18 protein-coding genes are annotated in these 20370 nt (G+C 72.8%); 8 read left to right on the top strand and 10 right to left on the bottom strand.

The features are described from left to right. Positions 1-108 precede the first annotated feature (108 nt). The 4 genes from ABT084_RS00580 to ABT084_RS00565 all read left to right on the top strand — a co-directional run bounded on the left by ABT084_RS00580 (position 109) and on the right by ABT084_RS00565 (position 4192). On the top strand, positions 109-963 hold the full coding sequence (locus ABT084_RS00580; protein WP_351037322.1) for a hypothetical protein: 855 nt from the start codon (positions 109-111) through the stop codon (positions 961-963). A gap of 203 nt (positions 964-1166) precedes the next feature. Then, a complete protein-coding gene (locus ABT084_RS00575) occupies positions 1167-1709 on the top strand; it encodes a GNAT family N-acetyltransferase (protein WP_351037320.1) in 543 nt (180 codons plus the stop codon). A gap of 423 nt (positions 1710-2132) precedes the next feature. Further along, positions 2133-3053: an SAM-dependent methyltransferase gene (locus ABT084_RS00570; protein ID WP_351037318.1), complete on the top strand. Its 921-nt coding sequence runs from the start codon at positions 2133-2135 to the stop codon at positions 3051-3053. Continuing rightward, positions 3050-4192 carry a terpene synthase family protein gene (locus ABT084_RS00565; protein WP_351037316.1) on the top strand — a complete coding sequence of 381 codons (1143 nt, stop codon included), beginning with the start codon at positions 3050-3052 and terminating at the stop codon, positions 4190-4192. The genes ABT084_RS00570 and ABT084_RS00565 overlap by 4 nt, the downstream gene beginning before the upstream one ends. A gap of 60 nt (positions 4193-4252) precedes the next feature. Here the strand turns inward: ABT084_RS00565 and ABT084_RS00560 are convergent, their stop codons facing one another. The 5 genes from ABT084_RS00560 to ABT084_RS00540 are packed head-to-tail and all read right to left on the bottom strand — an operon-like array spanning position 4253 to position 8574. After that, a complete protein-coding gene (locus ABT084_RS00560; protein ID WP_351037314.1) occupies positions 4253-5683 on the bottom strand; it encodes a cytochrome P450 in 1431 nt (476 codons plus the stop codon). Next, on the bottom strand, positions 5680-6300 hold the full coding sequence (locus tag ABT084_RS00555) for a GTP-binding protein (protein WP_351037312.1): 621 nt from the start codon (positions 6298-6300) through the stop codon (positions 5680-5682). The genes ABT084_RS00560 and ABT084_RS00555 overlap by 4 nt, the downstream gene beginning before the upstream one ends. Then, positions 6281-6640 carry a DUF742 domain-containing protein gene (locus tag ABT084_RS00550; RefSeq protein WP_351037310.1) on the bottom strand — a complete coding sequence of 120 codons (360 nt, stop codon included), beginning with the start codon at positions 6638-6640 and terminating at the stop codon, positions 6281-6283. Before ABT084_RS00550 ends, ABT084_RS00555 begins: the two co-directional genes overlap by 20 nt. Further along, a complete protein-coding gene (locus ABT084_RS00545; RefSeq protein WP_351037308.1) occupies positions 6637-7044 on the bottom strand; it encodes a roadblock/LC7 domain-containing protein in 408 nt (135 codons plus the stop codon). The genes ABT084_RS00550 and ABT084_RS00545 overlap by 4 nt, the downstream gene beginning before the upstream one ends. A gap of 3 nt (positions 7045-7047) precedes the next feature. Continuing rightward, positions 7048-8574 (bottom strand): sensor histidine kinase, encoded by a 1527-nt coding sequence (locus ABT084_RS00540; RefSeq protein WP_351037306.1) that lies wholly within the window; start codon positions 8572-8574, stop codon positions 7048-7050. A gap of 364 nt (positions 8575-8938) precedes the next feature. Between ABT084_RS00540 and ABT084_RS00535 the strand changes: the two genes are divergently transcribed. Both ABT084_RS00535 and ABT084_RS00530 read left to right on the top strand, forming a co-directional pair. After that, entirely contained in the window at positions 8939-9487 is a 549-nt protein-coding gene (locus ABT084_RS00535; protein ID WP_351037304.1) for a GNAT family N-acetyltransferase, read from the top strand. A 240-nt stretch (positions 9488-9727) separates the two neighbouring features. Further along, positions 9728-10429, top strand: coding sequence for a DUF4232 domain-containing protein (locus ABT084_RS00530; protein ID WP_351037302.1), 702 nt, complete (start codon positions 9728-9730; stop codon positions 10427-10429). Between the two features lie 11 nt (positions 10430-10440). Here the strand turns inward: ABT084_RS00530 and ABT084_RS00525 are convergent, their stop codons facing one another. Both ABT084_RS00525 and ABT084_RS00520 read right to left on the bottom strand, forming a co-directional pair. Continuing rightward, on the bottom strand, positions 10441-11427 hold the full coding sequence (locus ABT084_RS00525) for an MsnO8 family LLM class oxidoreductase (RefSeq protein ID WP_351037300.1): 987 nt from the start codon (positions 11425-11427) through the stop codon (positions 10441-10443). Positions 11428-11539: 112 nt separating this feature from the next. After that, a complete protein-coding gene (locus ABT084_RS00520; protein ID WP_351037298.1) occupies positions 11540-12544 on the bottom strand; it encodes a hypothetical protein in 1005 nt (334 codons plus the stop codon). A gap of 209 nt (positions 12545-12753) precedes the next feature. Here ABT084_RS00520 and ABT084_RS00515 point away from each other — a divergent pair, with 209 nt between their 5' ends. Beyond that, positions 12754-13935, top strand: a complete 1182-nt coding sequence (locus ABT084_RS00515; protein WP_502968797.1) for a serine hydrolase domain-containing protein — start codon at positions 12754-12756, stop codon at positions 13933-13935. Positions 13936-14057: 122 nt separating this feature from the next. Beyond that, positions 14058-15185: a PAS domain-containing protein gene (locus ABT084_RS00510; protein ID WP_351037296.1), complete on the top strand. Its 1128-nt coding sequence runs from the start codon at positions 14058-14060 to the stop codon at positions 15183-15185. A gap of 63 nt (positions 15186-15248) precedes the next feature. Here ABT084_RS00510 and ABT084_RS00505 read toward each other — a convergent pair whose 3' ends face one another. The 3 genes from ABT084_RS00505 to ABT084_RS00495 form a co-directional block, all read right to left on the bottom strand. Next, positions 15249-16520: an MFS transporter gene (locus ABT084_RS00505; RefSeq protein ID WP_351037294.1), complete on the bottom strand. Its 1272-nt coding sequence runs from the start codon at positions 16518-16520 to the stop codon at positions 15249-15251. 84 nt (positions 16521-16604) lie between these two features. After that, on the bottom strand, positions 16605-18605 hold the full coding sequence (locus tag ABT084_RS00500; protein WP_351037292.1) for a PEP/pyruvate-binding domain-containing protein: 2001 nt from the start codon (positions 18603-18605) through the stop codon (positions 16605-16607). Then, positions 18602-20170, bottom strand: coding sequence for an ATP-grasp domain-containing protein (locus ABT084_RS00495; RefSeq protein WP_351037290.1), 1569 nt, complete (start codon positions 20168-20170; stop codon positions 18602-18604). Before ABT084_RS00495 ends, ABT084_RS00500 begins: the two co-directional genes overlap by 4 nt. Positions 20171-20370: the final 200 nt, after the last annotated feature.

Below are 20370 nucleotides of genomic sequence, written 5' to 3'. Positions count from 1 at the left end.
AAGAGTCGTACAGGGATCCCCCCGGACAAGGCGCCGCTACGCGGGACGGCCGGGCCGTACACCGCCGGGCAGCGCATCGCCGGGGCCACTCCTTACCGAGGAGCCGAGATGACGAAGATCAACTTCAACGAGTCCTCGCGGGGCGAAACCACGGGCGGCGAACCGTCGCTCTCCGTGAGCAACCGCGGAACGGGTCAGGCCCTGACGGGCGAAAGCTTCCAGGGCGAGGGCGTCCGCGGGATCAGCCACTCCGAACACGGCGCGGTCGTGGGCGTCAACGACAAGACCAACGGGCGAGGGGACGCCGGCTGGTTCGAGAGCAGCGCGGGTGAAGGCTGCCACGGCGTGAGCCACTCGCTGGGAGCGGCGGGGGTGGTCGGCATCAACGACAACCCCGAGCCGGGCAGCGGCGCGGGAGTCTACGGCGAGAGCAAGACGTTCGAAGGCGTCCGCGGCGTCTCCCACTCGTACGACCACGGCGCCGTGGTCGGCATCAACCTCTCGCAAGGCATGGCCGGGTACTTCGAGGGCAATGTGCACGTGACCGGCCGCATCACCCATCCGGGAGCGGACTACGCGGAAGCCCTCACCGTCGCCGACCCGGAGGTCAGCGCGGGCATGGTCGTCGTACTCGACGACGGGGGCCGGATCCGGCCCTGTTCCCGGGCCTACGACGCGCGGGTCGCGGGGATCGTCTCCGGAGCCGGCGGAGTCCAGCCGGCCATGGTGCTCGACGACCACGAGGGCGGAGCCCCCATCGCCCTCATGGGCAAGCTGTGGGTACGGGCCGACGCCTCGGAGGCCCCCATCCACTGCGGGGACCTGCTCACCACTTCCGCCACGACCGGCCACGCGTGCCGGGTCACCGACCGCGAGCGCGCCTTCGGCGCCATCGTGGGCAAGGCACTGACCGACCTGCCCTCCGGGCTCGGCATGGTCCGCGTCCTGGTGAGCGCGAGCTGAACACTCCCGCGGCACATCACCGGTGGCGGTTGGTCGCCACCGCGGTGGTCCGGACAGGGTCCTCCTGTCCGGACCACCGGCGTGCGCCGACCGCCGGGGCCCCCTGGGCCGGCCCCGGGCGCCACCGTCCGATAATCCGATGACCTGACCCACGGCCCCGGATATCCTGCCTCCTCCCGCACCGGCCACGGAGGTCCCCCCGCATGAGCAGCGCCACACCGTCCTTTCCCGAGCGGGTCGAGCTGACGGCGGAGGGCCTGGTCCTGCGCGCGTGGACGGAGGCGGACCTGGCCGCGATGCCCGCGCTGTTCGACCACCCGGACATCGCGTACTGGACGCCGATCGTCTCCCCCTTCGACGACGAGGCCGCCCGCACCCGGCTGGACCGGGCCCGGCAGCTCCACGCGGAGGGCACGGCCCTCCAGCTCGCCATCACCGTCGACGGCGGCGCACCGCTCGGCGAGGTGATGCTGAAGCGGGCACCCGAGGGCACGGAGCTCGGCTACGCGATCGGCCCCGCCCACCGGGGCCGGGGGCTGGCCGTCCGCGCGGTGCGGGTCATGGCCGCGTACGCCTTCGATCACCTGGGCGTGGACCAGGTGATCCTGGAGCTGGAGGCCGAGAACGCCGCCAGCGTCGCCGTGGCCACCAGCGCCGGATTCCGGCTCCTCGACGTGCCGTTGATCAAGGGCGAGGAGAAGGGCAGGCCGTACGTGCTCCAGACCTGGGGCCTCGACCGCTCCTGACCCCCGCGCAGCGCACCCGCGCACCCGGGCGGTGCCATCAGCACCGCCCGGACCGTCCCGTACTGACACCCGCAGGGGCGCACCGCACCTCGCGCCCACCCCCTCCCGCGCGCCGCCGCGCCGGTGCGTGGCGCGGCGCGCCGGGGCGTCGGAGGGCCGCGTTCGGAGCGCGACGTACGCTCCCACCTGCGGTGGGACGGGAGCGGGGGGCGCGAAATCGCCGGGGTGGTGGTCGTGCACGCCCGCGCGCCCGCGAGTCCGCCGGAGCACATCCGATCCGCTCCGTCGTGCCCGGTGGGCTGACGTGGGGCTCACCAGGTGCCACGATGATCCGTGCTTCAACATTGTGCCGGTCCGGACGCGATGAGAGCGGCGCCAGCGCGTCCCGGAGACCAGCCCTACCCCCTGAAGGGCGGACATCCCATGCGCGTCACACCCCTCGTGTCGTCCTTAGGCGGCGAGCAGGGCTTACCCGCGGACGATCCCGTGCGGCTCTACTACAGCCGCAAGACACAGGAGATCCTCCAGAAGTACGGTCCGGGCCCGCGCGTGCACTTCCACGTGGGCCTGTACCCCGGCGGACCACCCGCTCCGACCACCGTGTCCCAGAGCGCGCTCAAACGGCAACTCCGCGAGGCACAGGAGCGGATAGTCGGCCACGCGGCCCTCTCGTGGGGCGCGTACGAGGCGCCGCCCCGCCGGGTCCTGGACATCGGCTGCGGCCTGGGCGGTACGTCGCTCTACTGGGCGCAGGAGCACGGTTCATCGGTCACCGGACTCACCGTCGCGGAGGAACACGTCCCCGTCGTCCGGCACTTCGCCCGGCAAGCCGGGGTCGGGGACCTGGTGGAGCCGCTCCTGGCGGATGTGCACGACCTGGACGAGTTCCGCGCCTACGACGCCGCTTACGCCAACGAGAGCAGCGGCTACACGGACCGGGCCCGCCTCTTCGAGGTCGTCGGCAGGGCCCTGGAGCCCGGCGGGTGGTTCGGGATCCAGGAGCACTTCCTGTGCCGCACCGAATGGTCCGACTTCATAGACGGCTACTACAGAACGCGGCTGGCGACCCGGGACGACTACCTGGCCGCGGCCGAGTCGGCCGGCTTCGAGCTGGTGCAGGACGAGGACGTGACCGACTCGGTGTCGGAGTTCTGGGTGCAGTCCATGGCCTGGAACACCGCCGAACTCGACCGGCTGCGGGCGGGTTCCGGCGGCGAGCCGGGCGCGTGGAGCGGCGAACGGCTGGAGCAGTCGACGATCACGCACAGCAAGCTCTTCCGGCTCTGGCGTGACCACGCGGTGGAGACGCGGTTGCTGCGCTTCCGGACCCGGGGCGGCCGATGACCGCGCGTCCGCACCCCACCCCGGCGGCCCCGCGCCCCTCCCCGCCGGCCGTCCGCGGGTCCCGGCTCGGTACGCGCCTGCCCGCCTTCTACTGCCCCTTGGAGCGCGACCTCGTCCATCCCGGGGCGAAGCGAGTGGAGGCGCGGGCGGTCGAGTGGCTGGACTCCTTCGGCCTGTACCCCGATCCGGTGGAGCGCGCATGGGGTCTCGCCACGCACAGCGCCGACTTCTCCTGCCGCATCATCCCCACGGGCGACGTCGAGGCCCTCCTGCTGTTCACCGAGTGGAACTACTGGGCCAACGCCGTGGACGACTGGCAGGATTCGGGCTCCGACGAGGTGGGGACGGGCGCGGTCGTCGAGCACGGCGTACGGCTCCTGCGGACCATCGAGGACCCCGGGGCCTCCCTGCTGCCCGAGGGCCCCATGACCCGCGCCCTGGCGGACCTGGTGCGGCGTACCCATGCCGTGCTCAGCCCCTTCGAGCTGCGCAGGTTCACCGAGGGGACGCGCGACTGGCTGCTGGGGGCGGCCTGGCGGGCCGCGCGGGCCGAGGCGGGAGCCATGCCGACGCTGAACGACTTCGTCGCGATGGGGCCGCTGGCGAACGGTACGCGCTTCTCGCTGACCTGGTCCGACGTCGCCCGCGGGGACCGGCTGCCCGCGGAGGTGCTCTGCTCGCCAGCCCTGACGGCGCTGACGGACGCGGCGGGTTTCGTCGTCAGCGCGGACAACGACCTCTTCTCCTACGACAAGGACGACCACCTGGAGCCGAGCGAGATCAATCTCGTCAATGTCCTGGCCCATCAAGAGAGTTGCTCCCCCGCCGAGGCCGTACCGCTCGCGGTGGCGCTGCGCGACCGGGTGATGGTCCTCTTCATCGCGCTGCGGCGGCGGCTGGCGAGGGACGCGGACGAGGAACTGCGCCGTCATCTGACGGCGTTGGGTCACTACGTGGCGGGCTGCATCGCGTGGCAGAGCCGGGCTCCCCGGTACGCGAGCCCGCGCAACCGGTACGAACTCCCGCTCACCGAGGCCCGGTTCGACATCCGGTTCGCGGACGCACCCAGCGACACCCGGACCGGGCCGCCGGAGGACCTGCCCGCTCTCGCGTCCTGGTGGCGGCAGCTGCGCGACTGATGACGAGCGCCACCCCGGGCCCCGGCGGTACGGCCGGGGCCCGAGGCGCACCGTCCACTCTCAGGCGCGGCGGCCGAACAGCCGGCGCCACCAGCTGACGCCGCGCCGGTGGAGGGCGGCCCGGGGCGCCCGCGTCGGCTGCGGCGGGATCAGCACCTGCCGCGGCGGGTGTGCCGCGTGCCCGGCCCGGGCTTGGGCCGTGGCCGGGTTCCGCGCCTCGCTCGGGGACGGCGCCTCGGGCGCCGGGCGCGGGGCGAACTGCACCGGCAGCGACAGCAGATGACGCGACATGAGCGTGCCCCGCCACCGCAGTTCGCTCGGGTCGACGGCCAATTGGAGGTCGGGCAGCCGGTCCATCAGGACCTCGATGCCGGTGTCCGCGATGGCGCGGCCGATGTCCTGGCCGGGGCACTCGTGCGGCCCGCTGCTGAACGCCAGGTGGGAGCGGTTTCCGTGAACGGAGGTCCGGGGATCGGGCCTGATCTGCGGGTCGACGTTGCCCGCGGCCAGGCCGAGCAGGAGCATGTCGCCGGCCTTCACCTGCTGGTCGCCGAGCACGGTGTCTCCGGTGGCCCACCGCCCGATGATCGTGTTGATGGGCGGGTCGTCCCACAGGACCTGCTCCAGCGCGTCGGGCAGGGTCATGTGGCCCCCGGACAGGCTCGCGCGAAAGCGCGGGTCGGTCAGCACGGTCCGCAGGGTGTTGGCGATCAGGTTGGCGGTGGTCTCGTACGCCGCGATCAGCACGACGCGCAGGTGCATCAGCACCTCGGTGTCGGTCAGGTTCGCCGGGTGCTCCATCAGCCAGGAGGCGAGGTCCCGGGCCGGCTGGACCTTGCGCGCCGCGACCAGCTGTTCCAGCGTGGTGGTGACGTACCGGTCGCTCTGGAGGGCCGTCTCGGTCCCCTGGAGCATGTCGCGGGCCGCGTTGACCAGCATGGGGCCGTGTTCGTCAGGTGCTCCGACCAGCTGCGTCATGACGAGCATGGGAAGCTGGTCGGAGAACGAGGCCACCAGATCGGCGTACCCGTCGCCCGCGATCTGGTCGACGAGCTGATTGGCGAACCGGGTCACGTAGCGGCGGATGCCACGCTTGTCGAAGCGCTCCAGGGACTCCACCACGGCTCCGCGCAGCCGCTCGTGGACGGGCCCGTCGGTAAAGTTGCACACCGGAACCCAGGTGACCATGGGGCCCAGCGGTGTGTCCGGCGGCACCAGACCCTCCTTCATGTCGCGCCAGCCCCGGGGGTCGCGGGCGAACCGGGAAGGGGTGCGCGCCACCTCCAGGTTCTCCCGGTGGCCGAGGACCAGCCAGGCCCGCAGGTCGCCGCTGACCAGCACGGGGGCCACCGGTCCGTGCTCGGCCCGTAGCTTCTCGTACAGCCCCAGGGGGTCGGATTGCGCCTCCGGGCCGTGGAGGCGGTACAGGCCGCCCCCGGCTCCCGCCGCGTGGGCGGGGCACTCGGGCGGAGGGGCGGGGTGGGTGCTCACATTGCCTCCTGGGTCGCTGCCTGGGTGTACAGGTAGCGCATGAGGGTCAGCAGGACATCGCGGGAGGAGTCCCGTCGTCGGGCGTCGCACACGACGATCGGGACGGCGGGGGGCAGGTCGAGGGCCTGGCGCAGCTCCTCCAGCGGGTGGTCGGGCGCGCCGGGGAAGGAGTTGACGGCCACGACGAAGGGGACGCCCCGCTCCTCGAGCCGCCCGATGACGTCGAAACTGATCTCCAGCCGACGGGTGTCGAGGAGGACGACCGCGCCGAGCGCGCCCTCGAAGAGCCCGCGCCAGAGGAACCAGAAGCGCTCCTGCCCGGGCGTTCCGAAGAGGTACAGGACGAGCTCGTCGTTGACGCTGATGCGGCCGAAGTCCATGGCCACGGTCGTGGTGGTCTTGCGCGCCACGCCCCGGGTGTCGTCCACGCCGATGCCGGCGCGGGTCATCGTCTCCTCCGTGGTCAGCGGTTTGATCTCGCTGACCGCGCCGACCATCGTGGTCTTGCCCACGCCGAAGCCGCCGACGATGACGACCTTGACGGCGGCCGCGGCCGTCTGCGGCAGTATGTCCGCGTCGCGCGGCCCGGCGGGCGCGTCAGAGTTTCTGAAGTCCATCGATCACTGCCTCGATCAGAGCAAGGTCGGGTAGCTGTGCGGCGGGAACGGGCGGGCGGACCTGCACGCGCCGGGCGGCCATCAGGTCTCCGACCAGTACGGTGATGGCGCTCACGGGCAGACCGGCGTACGCGGCGATCTCCGCGACCGACAGCGGTGACTGGCACATCCGCAGGATCGCCGCTTGTTCGGGCTGCATCTCGGGCCGGGCGGCCACCTTGGCCACGACCAGGGTCACGAGATCGAGGTGGACCGCGGTGGAGGGTCCGCTGCGCCCGCCGGTGATGACGTAGAGCCGTTCGGGACTGCCGGTCTCCCAGGTTGCGGGCGGTTCACTCACGCGGGTAGCCCGTCATGTCGCGGTGGGCTGCTCAGGTGGTCCCCCATCCGGGACACCAGGGCGCGCATCTGTGCGCCCATCAGGCCCGCGTCGACCCCTTCGTCGGCGAGGACGGCGAGGTAGGAGCCGTCACCGGCCGCCATCAGGTAGAAGAACCCGCCGTCCATCTCGATCACGACGAGGCGCATCCTGCCCTCGGAGCGCGGCAGTTCGGAGGCGACCGCTCCGGCGAGGCTCTGCAGGCCCGCGCAGGCCGCCGCCAGCCGGTCGGCGGTGTCGGTCTCGGCCCCGTACTGCGCCACGCAGAGCCCGTCCGCCGACAGCACGATCACGTGCCGCGTCTGCGGCACTCCGGCGGCCAGGTCCTTGAGCATCCAGTCCATGCTGCTTCGCTGAGTAATCATCTGTTACGCCCCTTTGGTCGCTGAACCCGACGCGCCCTGGGTGTCGTCGGCGTCGTGGCCGGACCCGCCGGACAGTCCGGTGTGGAACGCCTCCAGCCACATGCCGGGGCCGGGGTCCTGGGCCGACTGCGGCTGCATGGCCGGCCGGGCGTCGGAGGTGGTGGCACGGTCCTTGCGGCGCCGCTGCGGCAGGCCGCCCGCGGTGCGTTCGGCGGCCGGGCCGCCGGTGACGCGCGCCGGCCCGGGTGCCGGGGCGGGCCGGGGCATGGGCCCGGTGATCGACGGCCGGTCTCCCTGCCGCTCGCGCGACGCGGGGGTCACGGCCCGGGGCCCCGAGGAGGAGCCGATGCCGTGGGCGAGTCCGGTCGCCGCGGACGCCATGGTGATCAGGTGCTGCGGCACGATGACCACGGCGCGGACGCCGCCGTACGCGGAGGAGCGCAGGGAGACCTGGAACCCGTACGCCTGCGCCAGCCGGCCGACGACCGCGAGGCCGAGCCGCGGTGTCTCACCGAGGTCGTTGAGGTCGATGCCGGACTGAGCCTGCGCGAGCATCTTCTCGGCGCGCCTGCGGGCCTCTTCGCTCATGCTGAGGCCGCCGTCCTCGATCTCCACGGCGATGCCCGACTGCACCTCGGCGGCCGTCAGGTGGACCCGGGTGTGCGGCGGCGAGTAGCGGGTGGCGTTGTCCAGCAGTTCCGCGAGGATGTGGATCAGCGGTTCCACGATCGGGCCGACGACGGCGACCTCGGAGACCGAGTGGAGCTCCACGCGCTGGTAGTCGATGATCCTCGACATCGCGCCGCGCAGCACGCTGTACAGGGTGACGGCCCGGCTCCACTGGCGGCCGGGGCGCGCCCCGCCGAGGACCGAGATGGAGTCGGCGAGCCGCCCGATCAGGGCGGTGCCGTGGTCGAGGCGCAGGAGGTCGCCGAAGACATCGGGGTTGCGGCCGTGCCGGTCCTCCATCTCCCGCATCTCGTGCGCCTGCTGGTGGACGATCGCCTGCACGCGGCGGGCGATGTTGACGAAGGCGCGCTGGGCCGAGTCGCGCAGGCTCTCCTCGTTGTCGACCGCGTCGATGACGTGGGCCAGCACCGCTTGGAGGGCGCCTCTGAAGGTCGGCGTCAGGGCTCTGTCGTCGCCCCACCGGGTGCCCTGTCCGCCACGGCCGCCCAGGGAGGTCAGCACGTCCTCGGGCAGCTCGCCCTTGCGCAGCCGCTCGATGGCCTCGGTCAGCACCACCTGGGACAGCCGCACGGCCTCGGTCTCCTGCCGGGCCAGGGTGTGCCGCAGGGACGCGAGTTCGGCGCGCCGGGCGGTGAGCGCACGGCCGCGTCGCAGTGCTTCGACGAGGGCCGCGGCGGTGCAGGCGGCGCCCGCGGCGATCCAGGCGGTGCGGACCGGTTCCGAGGAGGAAGCGAGCGCCCCGACCAGGCAGGCGGCCGCGAGGGCCGCGACGGCCGCCAGCATCCGGCTCGTACGCACCTCCGGGCGGGCGGCTTCGGGGGGAATATCTTTTTGCTCCATCGGCGTCCTCGAACCATCGAAAGAAGAGATCTTCTGACCGGTGGGCGGGAGCCTAACTACGCCTGACCGCCCTCATGCGGGGTTTCGCCGGAGTTCATCGGACCGGAGGATCTCTTACGCGCCATTGACGGCGCCATATTCCGGCGCGGACCGGGGTCCGCCCGCGGTGAGGGGCGCCGTAGCGGGAGGTCGACGGGGTATCGGCCCGCGCGGGGCCGAGGAATTCGAACTGTCATTCCGTCTCATTCCGGCCGGATCAGAAGTGTTCGGAAGTGGTGTTCACGACGCGAGTGCGCTATGGGCGCGCCGCACGGCCCGAGGGGCGCGCGCGGGGAGGCGCACCGGCAGGCCTAAAGTGAGCGAGATGAGCGAAGATCCCGTGATATTGCGTCCAGTGGTCGAGGCCGATCTCCCGCTGCTCGAGCGGTTCCTGACGGATCCGGTGGCGACCGGACCCTTCCAGTGGCTGGGGTGGTCGGATCCGGGGCGCTGGCGGCGGAGCTGGGCGCAGGACGGCATGCTCGGTGACGACGGCGGCCGGTTGACCGTGGTCTCCGGCGCCGACCCGCTCGGCTTCGTGGCCTGGCGGAAGGTCGTGACCTCACGGAGCTCGTACTACTGGAACATCGGAGCGCAGCTGCTGCCGGAGGGCCGGGGGCGCGGGGTCGGCACGCGGGCCCAACGGTCGCTGGTGCGGTACCTGTTCGCCCACACTCCGGTGGTCCGGCTCGAGGCGGACACCGAGACGGAGAACATCGCCGAACAGCGCGCGCTGGAGAAGTCCGGCTTCACCGCCGAGGGCGTGCTGCGCAGCACCGTGTTCCGCGACGGGAAGTGGCGGGATGTCGTGCGCTACGGCGTGCTGCGCGACGACACCGCCTCGGGCGACGGGCATCAGCCGTCCCGCACCTGACCGGTCGCGCCCCCCACACCCGCTCGCGTGCACGAACGGCGCATCCGGGCCGTGGACCGCCGGGTGTTCTCCCGGGAGGGATTGGGCGTGTCCGGGTTCCGGTCGTGGTGATCGTGGTTTTGTTGGGGTCGCGTCACGGAACGGCCACAAGCCCCTGCCGTGGAGAACCCGGGTGGGCCTCTGTGGCGTGTCCGACCACGCGTGCCGGTGCGGACCGGCAGTGAACCTCGGGGAGCTCTCATGCAGTACTCAGCAGGCATCGGCCGGACCTCGGTGGCGCTGGCCGCGGCGGTGGCCGTCTCGGCCCTGATGACGGGCTGTACGCCGGCCGGCGCCGCCGGCGCGGTCGCCAAGCCGTCGTCCTCACCGTCCGCCCCGTCCGCCCCGTCGTCGGCCTCCTCGCCGTCGGCGGCCGCGTCGGCTCCGTCGAAGGCGCCCACCGGCGGCGCCGACCACACCAAGCCGAGCCCCGCCGGACCCGGCGCGGGCGGCGGGGCCAAGGCCTGCACCACCGCCCAGATCAAGGTCTCGGATGCCCACCAGGCCGATGTCCGGCCGCCGGGCACCGGCACGGGAGCGGCCATCGTCCCGGTGACCAACACCTCGAAGAGCCCCTGCACACTCACCGGTTTCCCGACGGTCGCCGGTGCCGGCAACGGCTCCCCCGACCACAACCTCCCGCTGGCCACCACCCACAGCGGTGCGGCCACCGCGGTGTCGCTGGCCCCGGGCGCCCGCGCCTGGACGAAGCTCACCTTCGTCAACGTGCAGGGCGAGGCCGACGGTTACTGCGTGTCCGGCGCCACCCCGGCCAGCTTCCCCACGATCGTCCTGGGCGTGCCCGGTGCCGGCTCGCACCAGATCGCCATGGACGACGGGGTCTTCGCGGAGTGCGACAACAAGGTGACCGTCACCGCCTTCTCCGCGACGAAGCCCTCCTGAGGACCGCAGCCCTACGGTGCGGTCGTGGCCTCGGAGTACGTCTTGATGAGCTCGTAGGAGCGCAGGCGGTCTCCGAGGTCGTAGACCGGCGTGGTCAGCATCAGTTCGTCCGCTCCCGTCCCGCGCACCAGCTCACCGAGCCGGCGTACGACGGTTTCCGGCGCCCCCACGGCCTGCTGGGCCCGGAAGTGGGCCAGTGCCTGCCGCTCCTCCTCCGTGAAGGAGTGGGCGGCGGCCTCCGCCGGCGTGGGGAAGGGCTTGTCGCTCACGCCCTTGAGGAGCCCGGCCTTGACGACCTCCATCGGCCGCACCCGCCACGCGGCCTCCTCGTCCGTGTCGGCGCACACCGCCTCCACGCACAGCAGCACCCGGGGCCGCTCGCACCAGCGGGACGGGGTGAACTCCGCCCGGTAGCGCTCCAGGACCGCGGCGGTGTTGTCCGGGCGGATGTGGTGGGCGACGGCGACCGGCAGTCCTAGTTTCGCGGCGAGCGCGGCGCCCGCGGTACTGGAGGCCAGCAGCCACGGCTCCGGCAGCGGGCCGAGGGCGACCTCGTCCACCAGGAAGGACAGGATCGCGGCCACGTCGCTCTCGTACGCGGCATCGGTCGTCGGCCCGGCGCCGCGGCGGAGCGCCCGGGCGATGCCTTCGTCGAAGGTGCCGGGGCCGCGGCCGACGCCGAGGTCGATGCGGTCCTCGTGCAGCGCGGCCAGCGTGCCGAACTGCTCCGCCAGCATGAGGGGGGCGTGGTGGGGTGCGAGCACCCCGCCCGAGCCCAGCCGGATGGTGGAGGTCGAGGCGGCGGAGTGCGCGATCAGCACCACCGGCGGGAACGCGCCGATCGCGGGCGAGTGGTGGTGCTCGGCGTACCAGATCCGGTCGTAGCCCAGCCGCTCCAATCCCTGTGCGAAGGCGGCGGTGTCCCGCAGGGTGGCCACGGCGCGGGTGTCCGTCTGGACCATCGCGACTTCCAGCGCTGAAAGAGGTATGTCGAGCATGCCGTCAGCATAGTGATCACTCGTCAGGCGAGCGGACCGGTGATCGCTTTCACGCCACCGGTTCGACGACCCGACGACTCACCGGTCCACCGGCCACTCGGCCCGAGGGCGGCTAGCGCGGTGCGACGGCGCCCGAGTCCGGCGACCGCTGGAGGCCCGACGCGTCGATGGCCTCGAGGTCCGATCCCTTGAAGTCCTTGAGTCCGTCGAGCTGGGCGTTGTCCCAGCGGGGGTCCTCGTCGCCCGAGATGTACCAGGCCGAGCCGTTGTCGGCGACGATGGCGCCGTACGTCTTGAGCGCCTCGGCCACGGCCTTGGCCTGCGGGGCCAGCCGCGAGGTGTCCACCGCGCTCTTGAGCCGCAGCCGCAGCCCCATGGGGGGCAGCGACGCGTCCGCCGCCGATCCCGCCTGGTGCCGTGCGGGCCAGACGTAGCTCCGGTCCGTGCGCGGCACGGTGATGCGGATCGCGTGGTCGACCGAGCCGCTCGCCACCTCGTCGAAGCGCACCAGACCGGGCAGGACGGCGAGCCCGGCGGCATCGGCCGAGGTCCGCCCGGCGGGCCGCAAGGCGTGACTCCGCAGGTCGAAGACCGCGCCCGAGCCGGCGTGCCAGGCGTTGCCGCCCTGGGGGTGTGCGTCCCAGAGCTCGTAGGACCTGCACAGGGCGCGGTCCCAGACGATGACGTGCCGGTCCCCGTCGCTCGCCGGACCGTTCTCGATCCTGGCGTTCTGCGGGATCCGGTACCCGGACGCATCGCTTTCCTCGGCGTAGTCCAGCGTGACCTTAGATTCAGGCACCGTCGTGTCCAGGACGGTGACGGGAATGCCGAAGGGCCGGCCGTCGGCGAGCCCCGACCCGAAGTCCGGGTGCAGGGGCGCCGTGGAGCCGATCGAGGAGACGTACTGCGCGGAGCGCGGGTGTACGGGAAGCGCGTCCACGGGGGCACGCCAGAAGCTGTCCGGCAGGGAGGGCTGACAGGAACCGTCGGGCGAGGCGGCGGGGACCGGAACGAACGCCGACGCGATGGACGCCGACGCGAAGGGCGTCCTCGTGCCGGAGCCCGGGTACCCCGACAGCAGGCACGTGGCGGCAACGGCGGCGGAGACAGTGGCCACGGCCGGGATCCGGCCGCGCGAGCGCGGTCTTCCTCTGCCCTGCATCGGCATGGCTCCATTCTCCGCGCGTCGGCGCGTTCCCGCCCCCGCGGGCCCGCCAGGGCCGGATGGGCCACTGCTCGCCGGGGTGCGGCCGCGTCGGCGGCGGCGCCCGTACGGCTGCTGCCATCGTGGGCCACCGCGCTCCGTCTTCCCCGGGAGGTACCCCCGTGTCCCGACGCCCGTACGGCCACACCGGCCGGATCCGCCTGGCCGCCGCCACCGCCGTGTGCGGCGTGGTGCTCGCCGCCACCGTGCAGCCGGCGCAGGCCGGAGCGGACCGGAATCCGCCGCCCGGGGCCTCCCTCCAGCAGGAGCTGCGGGAGCTGGTGGCGAGGCCCGACGGGCCCCCCGGGGTCATCGCCGTCCTGCGCGACGGGGACCGTACGCAGACCTACCGGGCGGGGGTGGCCGATGTGGAGAGCGGTCGGCCGCCGCGGACGACCGACCACATGCGGATCGCCAGTGTCGCCAAGGCCTTCAGCGGAGCGGTGGCGCTGACGCTCGTCGACCGCGGCCGCCTGCACCTGGACGACACCATCGGTGAGGTCCTGCCGGGTCAGCCCACCGCCTGGCACCGGGTGACCCTGCGCCAACTCCTCAACCACACCAGCGGATTGCCCGACTACTCGGCGTCCCAGGGGTTCGCGGACATCATCTCAGCGGACCCCCGCCACCGCTTCGACTCCCGGCACCTGCTGGACTTCGTCGCCGACGAGGACCTCGCGTTCCGGCCGGGCAGCCACTACCAGTACTCCAATTCCGACAACATCGCCGTCGCCCTCATGGCCGAGGCCGCCACGGGACGCCGCTATGAGGAGTTGCTGCGCGAGCTCGTCTACGAGCCGTTGGGCATGGATGCCACGAGCCTGCCCCAGGGCTACCGGCTGCCCGCGCCCTTCCTGCACGGCTACCAGATCGATCCGCAGGCCGGGCCCGTCGACGTCAGCGAGGCCGTGGGCGCCTCCGGGGCCTGGGCGGCCGGGGGCATCGTCTCGACGCCGAAGGACCTGACCGCGTTCATCCGGGGCTACGCGGGCGGCACGCTGATCTCCGACCGCACCCGACGAGAGCAATTCACCTTCATCCCCGGCGCCTTGTCCCAGCCCCCCGGCCCGGGCCGCACCGACGCGGGCCTGGCGATCTACCGCTACACCACGCGCTGCGGAGCGGTGTACGGCCACACCGGCAACACACCCGGCTACACGCAGCTGGTGGCGGCCACCGCCGACGGACGGCGTTCGCTGACCTTCTCGATCACCACGCAGACAGCCCTCAACAGCAACCCCGATCTGCTCGCACAGGTCCGGGAGGTCCAGGAGGACTTCGTCTGCGCCCTGCTGCACAGGTAGCGCGGGACGGCGAGGGGCCAGTACCAGACATTCCGTTGCCCGTGCACGCAACTTCGTTCAAAACCGGCTAAGTTGACCTCCCGCCCGCAGCGTGAGCGGCATTCCGAGAGACAGAAACAGGCATGTACACGAAGAACGAACCCGGGCAGATACGGTCGGCGGTCGGCGGGGACCGCGAGGGGGACGGGGGCGGGGGCGGGGGCACGGACCGGGACACGGACCGCGAGTCTCCGCGGGGCGTGGGCGGGAGCGGGAGCGGGAGCCAGGACGCCCCGGAAACCGCGCGGTGGTTCGAGGCCCTCGCCTCGTACGCCCCCGCGCCCGCCTTCATCCGCGACGGACACGGCCGGTATCTGTGGGTGAACGCCGCCTACGCCCACCTCTACGGGATGGAGCCGCACGCCGTGGTCGGCCGGACGGTCGAGGAGATCGACGCCCCCGACGACGCCGCCATGTTCCGGGCACTGGACCGCGACGTGCTGTCGTCACGCCGTCCCGTCCGGCACACCCTCGTCTTCCGGCACCCTGACGGAACGCCCCGGCAGGTGACCGGGCACCGCTTCGTCCTGGACCTCGGCCGGGGGCCCCGCGTGGGCGGCATCTACGCGGACGTCACCGAGCAGGCCCGGGCTCTGGAGGACAAGGCCGCGGCCGCCGAGGAACTCCATGCCCTGTGGGAGCGTTCGGGCCTGGCGATCGTGACCCTGGACCTGCGGGGGCGCGTACAGCGGGTCAGCGGCGGCGTCGCGGAACTGCTGGGGGGTGACCGCGCCTCCCTGGAGGGCAGCCGCGCCCTCGGGCACGTGCGCGGGGACCCCCGGGCGGTGCGGCACGCGTGGGCGGAGCTGGTCAGCGGCAAGGCCTCCCGGCGCACGTGTTCCGTGGTCTGCGGCACGGCCTCCGGCGAGTGCAAGGTGCTCCGCGCGGATCTCGCGGTGATCAGGCGCCGCGGGGCTCCCTACCGGGTCTCGGCCGTACTGACCTCGCGCAGCGTCGAGTTCGGCGCCACCGTCCCAATCAGCCCGGTGCAGCTGCGGGTCCTCTCCCTCATGGCGGGCGGCCGGTCCAACGGAGCCATCGCCACCGACCTGGGGCTGTCGCGCCAGGCCCTGGACTACCACCTGCGCCGACTGCGCGTCGCACTCGACGCGGACTCGCGCCCGGCTCTGGTGGCGCGCGCCTACACCCTCGGCATCCTCGACACCGGGGTCTGGCCGCCGCGCGCGGCCGACCCCGCGTACCAGGGCTGAGCGGCGGGCCAGGGCTCACCGACGTATGACGGGCTCACCGCCGCATCAGGGCCGACCGCCGCATCAGGGCCGACCGGTCGCCGTCCGCGCGCCGTCCCGGCGCAGCCGTCCCAGGACGACGCCCACCACGAGCAGCAGCAGACAGGTGCCCGCCGCCGCGTGCACGAGGAGCGCGTCGAGACGGTCGGCCGCCAGGTAGGCACCGACGGCCAGCGCCACCAGCGCGCACACGCCGCGGTCGATGATGGACTCCACCGACAGCAGGGTCGCCCGGTAAGGGGTGGGCGGGATGGCCGCGTTGATCAGGTTGCGTTGCACCGGGTACGCGAGGCCCGCCGCGGCGGCGAACACGCACAGCCACAGGATGGTGCCCGGTGCCCCCGACAGGGTGGTGGCCGCGAGCGTGAGTGCCATGACCACGCTGAGCACGGTCACCACGGTGGTGTCGGACAGTCTGCCGCGCAACCAGCCTGTTCTCGCCGAACCGACGGCCTCGGCGACCGTCATCGCCGACAGCACCGCGCCGTGGTCGGCGACGGGGAGGTGCTTCTCGAGGAGCAGCGGCTGGAAGAGGTTGACCTGGCAGATGCGGGCGAGCGTGAAGATGGCCACGCCCTGCACCATCAGCGGCCCGAGGGACCGTGACGTGCCGAGCACCTTCGCGGCCTGCCGGGCCGAATCGAGCAGCCCGACGCGCTCCGCGGGCGGTTCACCGCCCCCGTGGGGCCGGGGCGCGGCGATCGCCGGGAGGGCCGCGGCGCAGGCCAGCGAACCGAGGGTGGAGAGCGCGGTCAGCACGTACGGGGCCTCGTGCCGGACGTCCATCAGGACGCCGACCAGCGGCCAGCAGGCGATCTTCGCCCAGAGGCCGAGCGCCCGGGCCGTGCCCTCGGCCTGGACGTAGTGCTCGCCGGCGCCGTGCTCGTGCAGGTACTCGTACAGGTAGGCGCTGGAGGCCCCGGACACCAGCGAGCGGGCGGTGGCGATGGCCAGGAAGTGCGCCATGAAGCCCGCGAAGGACGGCGAGGCGACCGGGAGGAGGTTCGCCGCGGTCATCGCGGCCGCGCCGAGCTGCATGCAGCGGCGCTGTCCGATGCGGTCGGCGATGAAGCCGGTGGGTATCTCCAGCAGGCAGAACGCCACGTAGTAGACGCTCTGGATGCCGAAGATCTGACTGTCCGACAGACCCGCCTGCTTCTGGTACTGGTAGAAGACGGGCATCCACCACAGCAGGTTGAACAACAGCTGGAACCCGTTGTTCAGGCGGATCACGCGGAGCACCGCGGCGGGCGGGCGGACGCGGCGCTTCACGCGCGTCCGCAGGGAGAGGGGCATGGGTGACCTTCGGGTGGGACGGTGCGCGGGGACTCGGGGCGCGGGGACGTGTCGACGCGCGGACGGGTCAGGCGCGGGGACGGGTCAGGCGCTGTACGGGCGCAGCTGGAGGATGTGGAGCGCGCCCCCCGGTCCGAGCAGCCATTCGACGTCGAGCGGCCCCGCGAAGGTGTAGTCCGTGGCGAAATGGGACTGGAGCAGGCGGCCGGCCAGTGCCAGCCGGCCCAGGTGGGCCCGCGTGTCCTGCGGGAGGTCCTCGGTGGCGGCACCCAGCGAGATCGTGCGGCCGCCGCCCTCGACCGTGTTGTACAGGTACTGCAGGGGCAGCGTCCGGCCGTCGACGACATCGGCCGTGGACCCGTGCGCGCAGTTGAGGTACACGTTGCGGAAGTCGGCCCGGTTGGTCGGGTTGCAGGTGACCATGACGCCGCCGAGCGGGGACGGCTCGTAGCGCTGGACGATCACTCCCATGTAGGTGTCGTCCAGGGAGATGCCGGCCTGATGGCGCAGCCGCACACTGCGCGGGGACAGCAGCGAGGCCCAGACGTGGCGGATGGCGTCCAGCAGCCCCGGCAGATCGGTGACCTTGGTGTGGGACTCGTAGATCCCGGCCGCGGAGAAGCCCGGCAGGTCCTCGGCGTTCGAGGAGGACCGCACGGCGAAGCGGCCCGTGCCCGCCAGGTGCTCGACCAGCTGCGCGTCCAGGGCGCGCACCAGGTCCTCGGGCACCGGGAGGGTGCGCACCAGGTGCTGCAACTGGAGGCAGACCGTGTCCACGGCGTCCATGGCGTTCAGCTCCAGGGCCATCTTCAGCTTGCCGATGCTCTGTTGCACGGCGGGCGAGGAGTCCAGGAAGCGCCGCTGGACGGAGAAGGGGACGGCGATGCCCGCGGGTGCCTGGACGTGCCGGGTCAGGAACTCGCTGGCGTGCTGGGCGAGATCGCCCTCCTCGGGCATCTCCAGCCGGGCGGCCAGATGGCCGAGCAGATCGGCCCGGGGCGGCCGGGGCACGGAGTAGTAGCCGGTCAGCCGGCCCGATCCGTGGCGCAGTACGTGGTGCAGCTCCCCGAGGTTGGCCGCTTTGGTGCCGTAGCGGTTCCGGTCGCCGGCGCGCAACGCGGACAGCGGCACGAGCGGTGCGTCCGTCACGTGCGGCGCGTCGAGGCGGATCCGCTGGGTGTGCCACGTCGGTTCGGCCAGGTCCGACGGCGCCTCGGCGCGCTCGATGACGAACCCGTCGGCGGTGACCTCGTACCGGACCCAGGCGCCGTCCAGCTTCTCGTCCGCGATCGTGTCGAGGACGCCGCGGACGATGGCGTTGGGGATGCCCCATCCGGCCGCCAGCATGTTGGTGTGCGACAGCGGGGTGGTGGGCTGGGCGTTGATCAGTCCGGCGAGCCGCGGGATGTCGTCGGGGACCACCGGCATGGCGACGATGTCGTGCCAGCTCAGGTCCGCGCGGGCGGCCAGGTACTCCTCGCCCGAGGCGAAGGCGCGGAGCCGGCCGGTGGCCGAGGCGAGCGTCAGCGGCACGAAGGGCGCGGTCGCCAGGAGCGCGTGGCCCCGGGCGCGGGGCACGACGGTCTCCGGAACCGCGGCGAGGGCGTGCTCCTGGCCGTGGTTGGCCGGTTTCAGCAGCAGCTCCAGCGCGGGATCGAGGTGGGCCCGTACGAAGGCGTGGAACTCGATCAGCAGGTCCGCGCCCATGGTGTCGGCCTCGGTGGTCTCCAGGACCATGAACGGCTCGTCGCGCTCCGGGCCGCCGCGCGAGTGCAGCGACAGGACGCCGAGCAGGAAGCGCCGCGCAGGGTCCTGGTAGACGTCGTGGTTGAAGCGGTCGAGCTCGGCGTCGAGCTGCTCCAGGGTCAGCCCTTGGATCTCGGTGGCTATGTAGTTGACGTGGAAGGAGTGCACGGAGCTGTCGAGGACGTGCCAGAGGCCCTGGTCGCGGTCCACGACGACCTTGACGTACGGATGCCCGCCCAGCACCCCGGCCAGCTGCTCGAAGAGGGGGAGCGTGAGCAGGGTGTCCACGGCGGCGCCCCGGGGGGACGGCGCGGCGGCGGTGGTTCCGGCATGCGTCATGCGGGGCTCCCGGGCGTCGGGCGGTCGGCGGACAGGGGGGAGGTCTCGGTGGGGGCGGCGGGACCGCTGCCGGAATCGGTGGGGGCGGCGGGACCGCTGCCGAGGGCGGGGGTGACGGCGGGGGCGGTGAGGGCGTCCGGCAGGGCCGCGAGGATGCGGCCGCAGTCGGCCAGCAGCTGCGGCCCGGACTCGGCGGTGAGGAAGCACAGGGCGGCCATGGAATTGGCCCCTCCCGCCTCCTCGTACGGCGGGACGGGGCTGCCCGGCGCGAGACTGTGCTCGCGCACCAGCTCCACACGGGATCCCGGCGCGACCAGGGCGGCCCAGTCGACCGACTCGAAGTCCCAGGCCGGGAGTTCGGTCCAGGGCCGGCCGGCGGGGTCGACGGCGAGGATCACGAGGGATCCGGCGGCGCCTTCGCCCCCGCCCGCGCCCGCCCCCTCGGTCAGCATCCGCTCCGGGTAGGCGACCTCCTGGCCGAGCAACTGGCGCACCAGCATGCCGATCATGTCGAACCCGAAGACGGTCTCCACCTGCCGGGTGGTCATCACCCCGCCGAAGCGGGCGGCGGTCTCGATCAGCCACATGGCCCCGTCCGCGCCGAGTTTGATCTCGGTGTGGGTGGCGCACGTGTCCAGTCCGAGCGCGTCGACCGCGGCGCGCGACACCTCCTCGATCCGGCGCTGCAACGCCTCCGGGAGGGCGGCCGGGGCCAGGCTCGCGCGCTCGGTGAAGGGTGCGATGGTCGGCATCCGCCCGGTGATGCACAGCGGGTGGTAGCGGCCGTCGGCGACGATCCCCTCCACGCTGACGTAGTCGCCCCACCCGTCCGCGTCGAACCAGTCGGCGGCCTCTCCGGTCACGATCTCCTCCAGCAGGAAATCGCTGACGCCCTCGTCCGCGGCGTGCAGTTCCGCGTAACCCTGCGCGGACGAGGCTTCCATGACGGAGCGTCCGGTCTTCCAGGCCGCTTCGGCCTGCTGCTCGTTCCACACGGTGAGGTGGGCCGTGGAGCCCGCGCTCCAGGCGGCCTTGAGGAGGAGCGGCGGCCGCAGGGTCCGGAAGGCGGCCGCGATGTCCTCCGGAGCGTGGATCTCCGCGAACCGCGGTACGGGCACCCCCGCGTCACGCCAGATCCGGCGCATCAGGCGCTTGTCCCGAGCCCCCGCGACCCGCTCGCCGGCGCCGCGCAGACCGAGCCGCAGGCTCGCGTGGGCGACGGCCACCACCGCGTACTCCGACAGGGTCAGCACCGCCTCGGCGCCGACGCGGCGGGCGTGGGAACAGATCAGATCGACCAGTTCCACCCCCTCCCCCGGCGGGGCCGTGGTGACCGAAGCGCACGCGGGCAGCCACACCGACTCGGTGATCCGGGGCAATGGCGCGAGCGCCAGGACGTGCACCTCGGCGTGGGCGGCGATGCGCGGGACGGCGTACTCCAGCGGAGGGCCGCCCTTGGCATAGACGAAGAGGATCGGGGTCATGGTGCTCCTGAGGTCGAGGGGGACGCCGCGTGGCGCGACGGCGTCGTCGGCGGACGATCCGTACGCGGTGTCACCGCGCACGGACCAGGGGTAACTAGACCACGACGGAAAACGACGGACGCACAGATGTACGCCTACTCAGTTAGGCGTTCGCCAAACAATCGTGCTGGCCAAGTGGCGCCGGTATGAGGGTGTTTCAGCCATCCGCGCGGGGCCCGCGGGGATGGCGCGTCCCAGGGGACCTGCCCAGGGGCCTGACCAGGGGCCTGACCAGGGGCCTC

Source organism: Streptomyces sp. NPDC002138, assembly GCF_040296485.1.
Lineage (GTDB): Bacteria > Actinomycetota > Actinomycetes > Streptomycetales > Streptomycetaceae > Streptomyces.
The sequence above is the reverse complement of the archived record's forward strand: the minus strand, read 5'-3'. Positions and strand labels throughout refer to the sequence as shown.

What these genes read in the sequence shown, in the direction of transcription:
- ABT084_RS00535 (WP_351037304.1), top strand. Translation starts at nt 8,939, where the DNA reads ATGAGCGAAGATCCCGTGATATTGCGTCCAGTGGTCGAGGCCGATCTC.
- ABT084_RS00525 (WP_351037300.1), bottom strand. Translation starts at nt 11,427, where the DNA reads ATGCTCGACATACCTCTTTCAGCGCTGGAAGTCGCGATGGTCCAGACG.
- ABT084_RS00570 (WP_351037318.1), top strand. Translation starts at nt 2,133, where the DNA reads ATGCGCGTCACACCCCTCGTGTCGTCCTTAGGCGGCGAGCAGGGCTTA.
- ABT084_RS00530 (WP_351037302.1), top strand. Translation starts at nt 9,728, where the DNA reads ATGCAGTACTCAGCAGGCATCGGCCGGACCTCGGTGGCGCTGGCCGCG.
- ABT084_RS00510 (WP_351037296.1), top strand. Translation starts at nt 14,058, where the DNA reads ATGTACACGAAGAACGAACCCGGGCAGATACGGTCGGCGGTCGGCGGG.
- ABT084_RS00565 (WP_351037316.1), top strand. Translation starts at nt 3,050, where the DNA reads ATGACCGCGCGTCCGCACCCCACCCCGGCGGCCCCGCGCCCCTCCCCG.
- ABT084_RS00540 (WP_351037306.1), bottom strand. Translation starts at nt 8,574, where the DNA reads ATGGAGCAAAAAGATATTCCCCCCGAAGCCGCCCGCCCGGAGGTGCGT.
- ABT084_RS00575 (WP_351037320.1), top strand. Translation starts at nt 1,167, where the DNA reads ATGAGCAGCGCCACACCGTCCTTTCCCGAGCGGGTCGAGCTGACGGCG.
- ABT084_RS00555 (WP_351037312.1), bottom strand. Translation starts at nt 6,300, where the DNA reads ATGGACTTCAGAAACTCTGACGCGCCCGCCGGGCCGCGCGACGCGGAC.
- ABT084_RS00500 (WP_351037292.1), bottom strand. Translation starts at nt 18,605, where the DNA reads ATGACGCATGCCGGAACCACCGCCGCCGCGCCGTCCCCCCGGGGCGCC.
- ABT084_RS00580 (WP_351037322.1), top strand. Translation starts at nt 109, where the DNA reads ATGACGAAGATCAACTTCAACGAGTCCTCGCGGGGCGAAACCACGGGC.
- ABT084_RS00545 (WP_351037308.1), bottom strand. Translation starts at nt 7,044, where the DNA reads ATGATTACTCAGCGAAGCAGCATGGACTGGATGCTCAAGGACCTGGCC.
- ABT084_RS00505 (WP_351037294.1), bottom strand. Translation starts at nt 16,520, where the DNA reads ATGCCCCTCTCCCTGCGGACGCGCGTGAAGCGCCGCGTCCGCCCGCCC.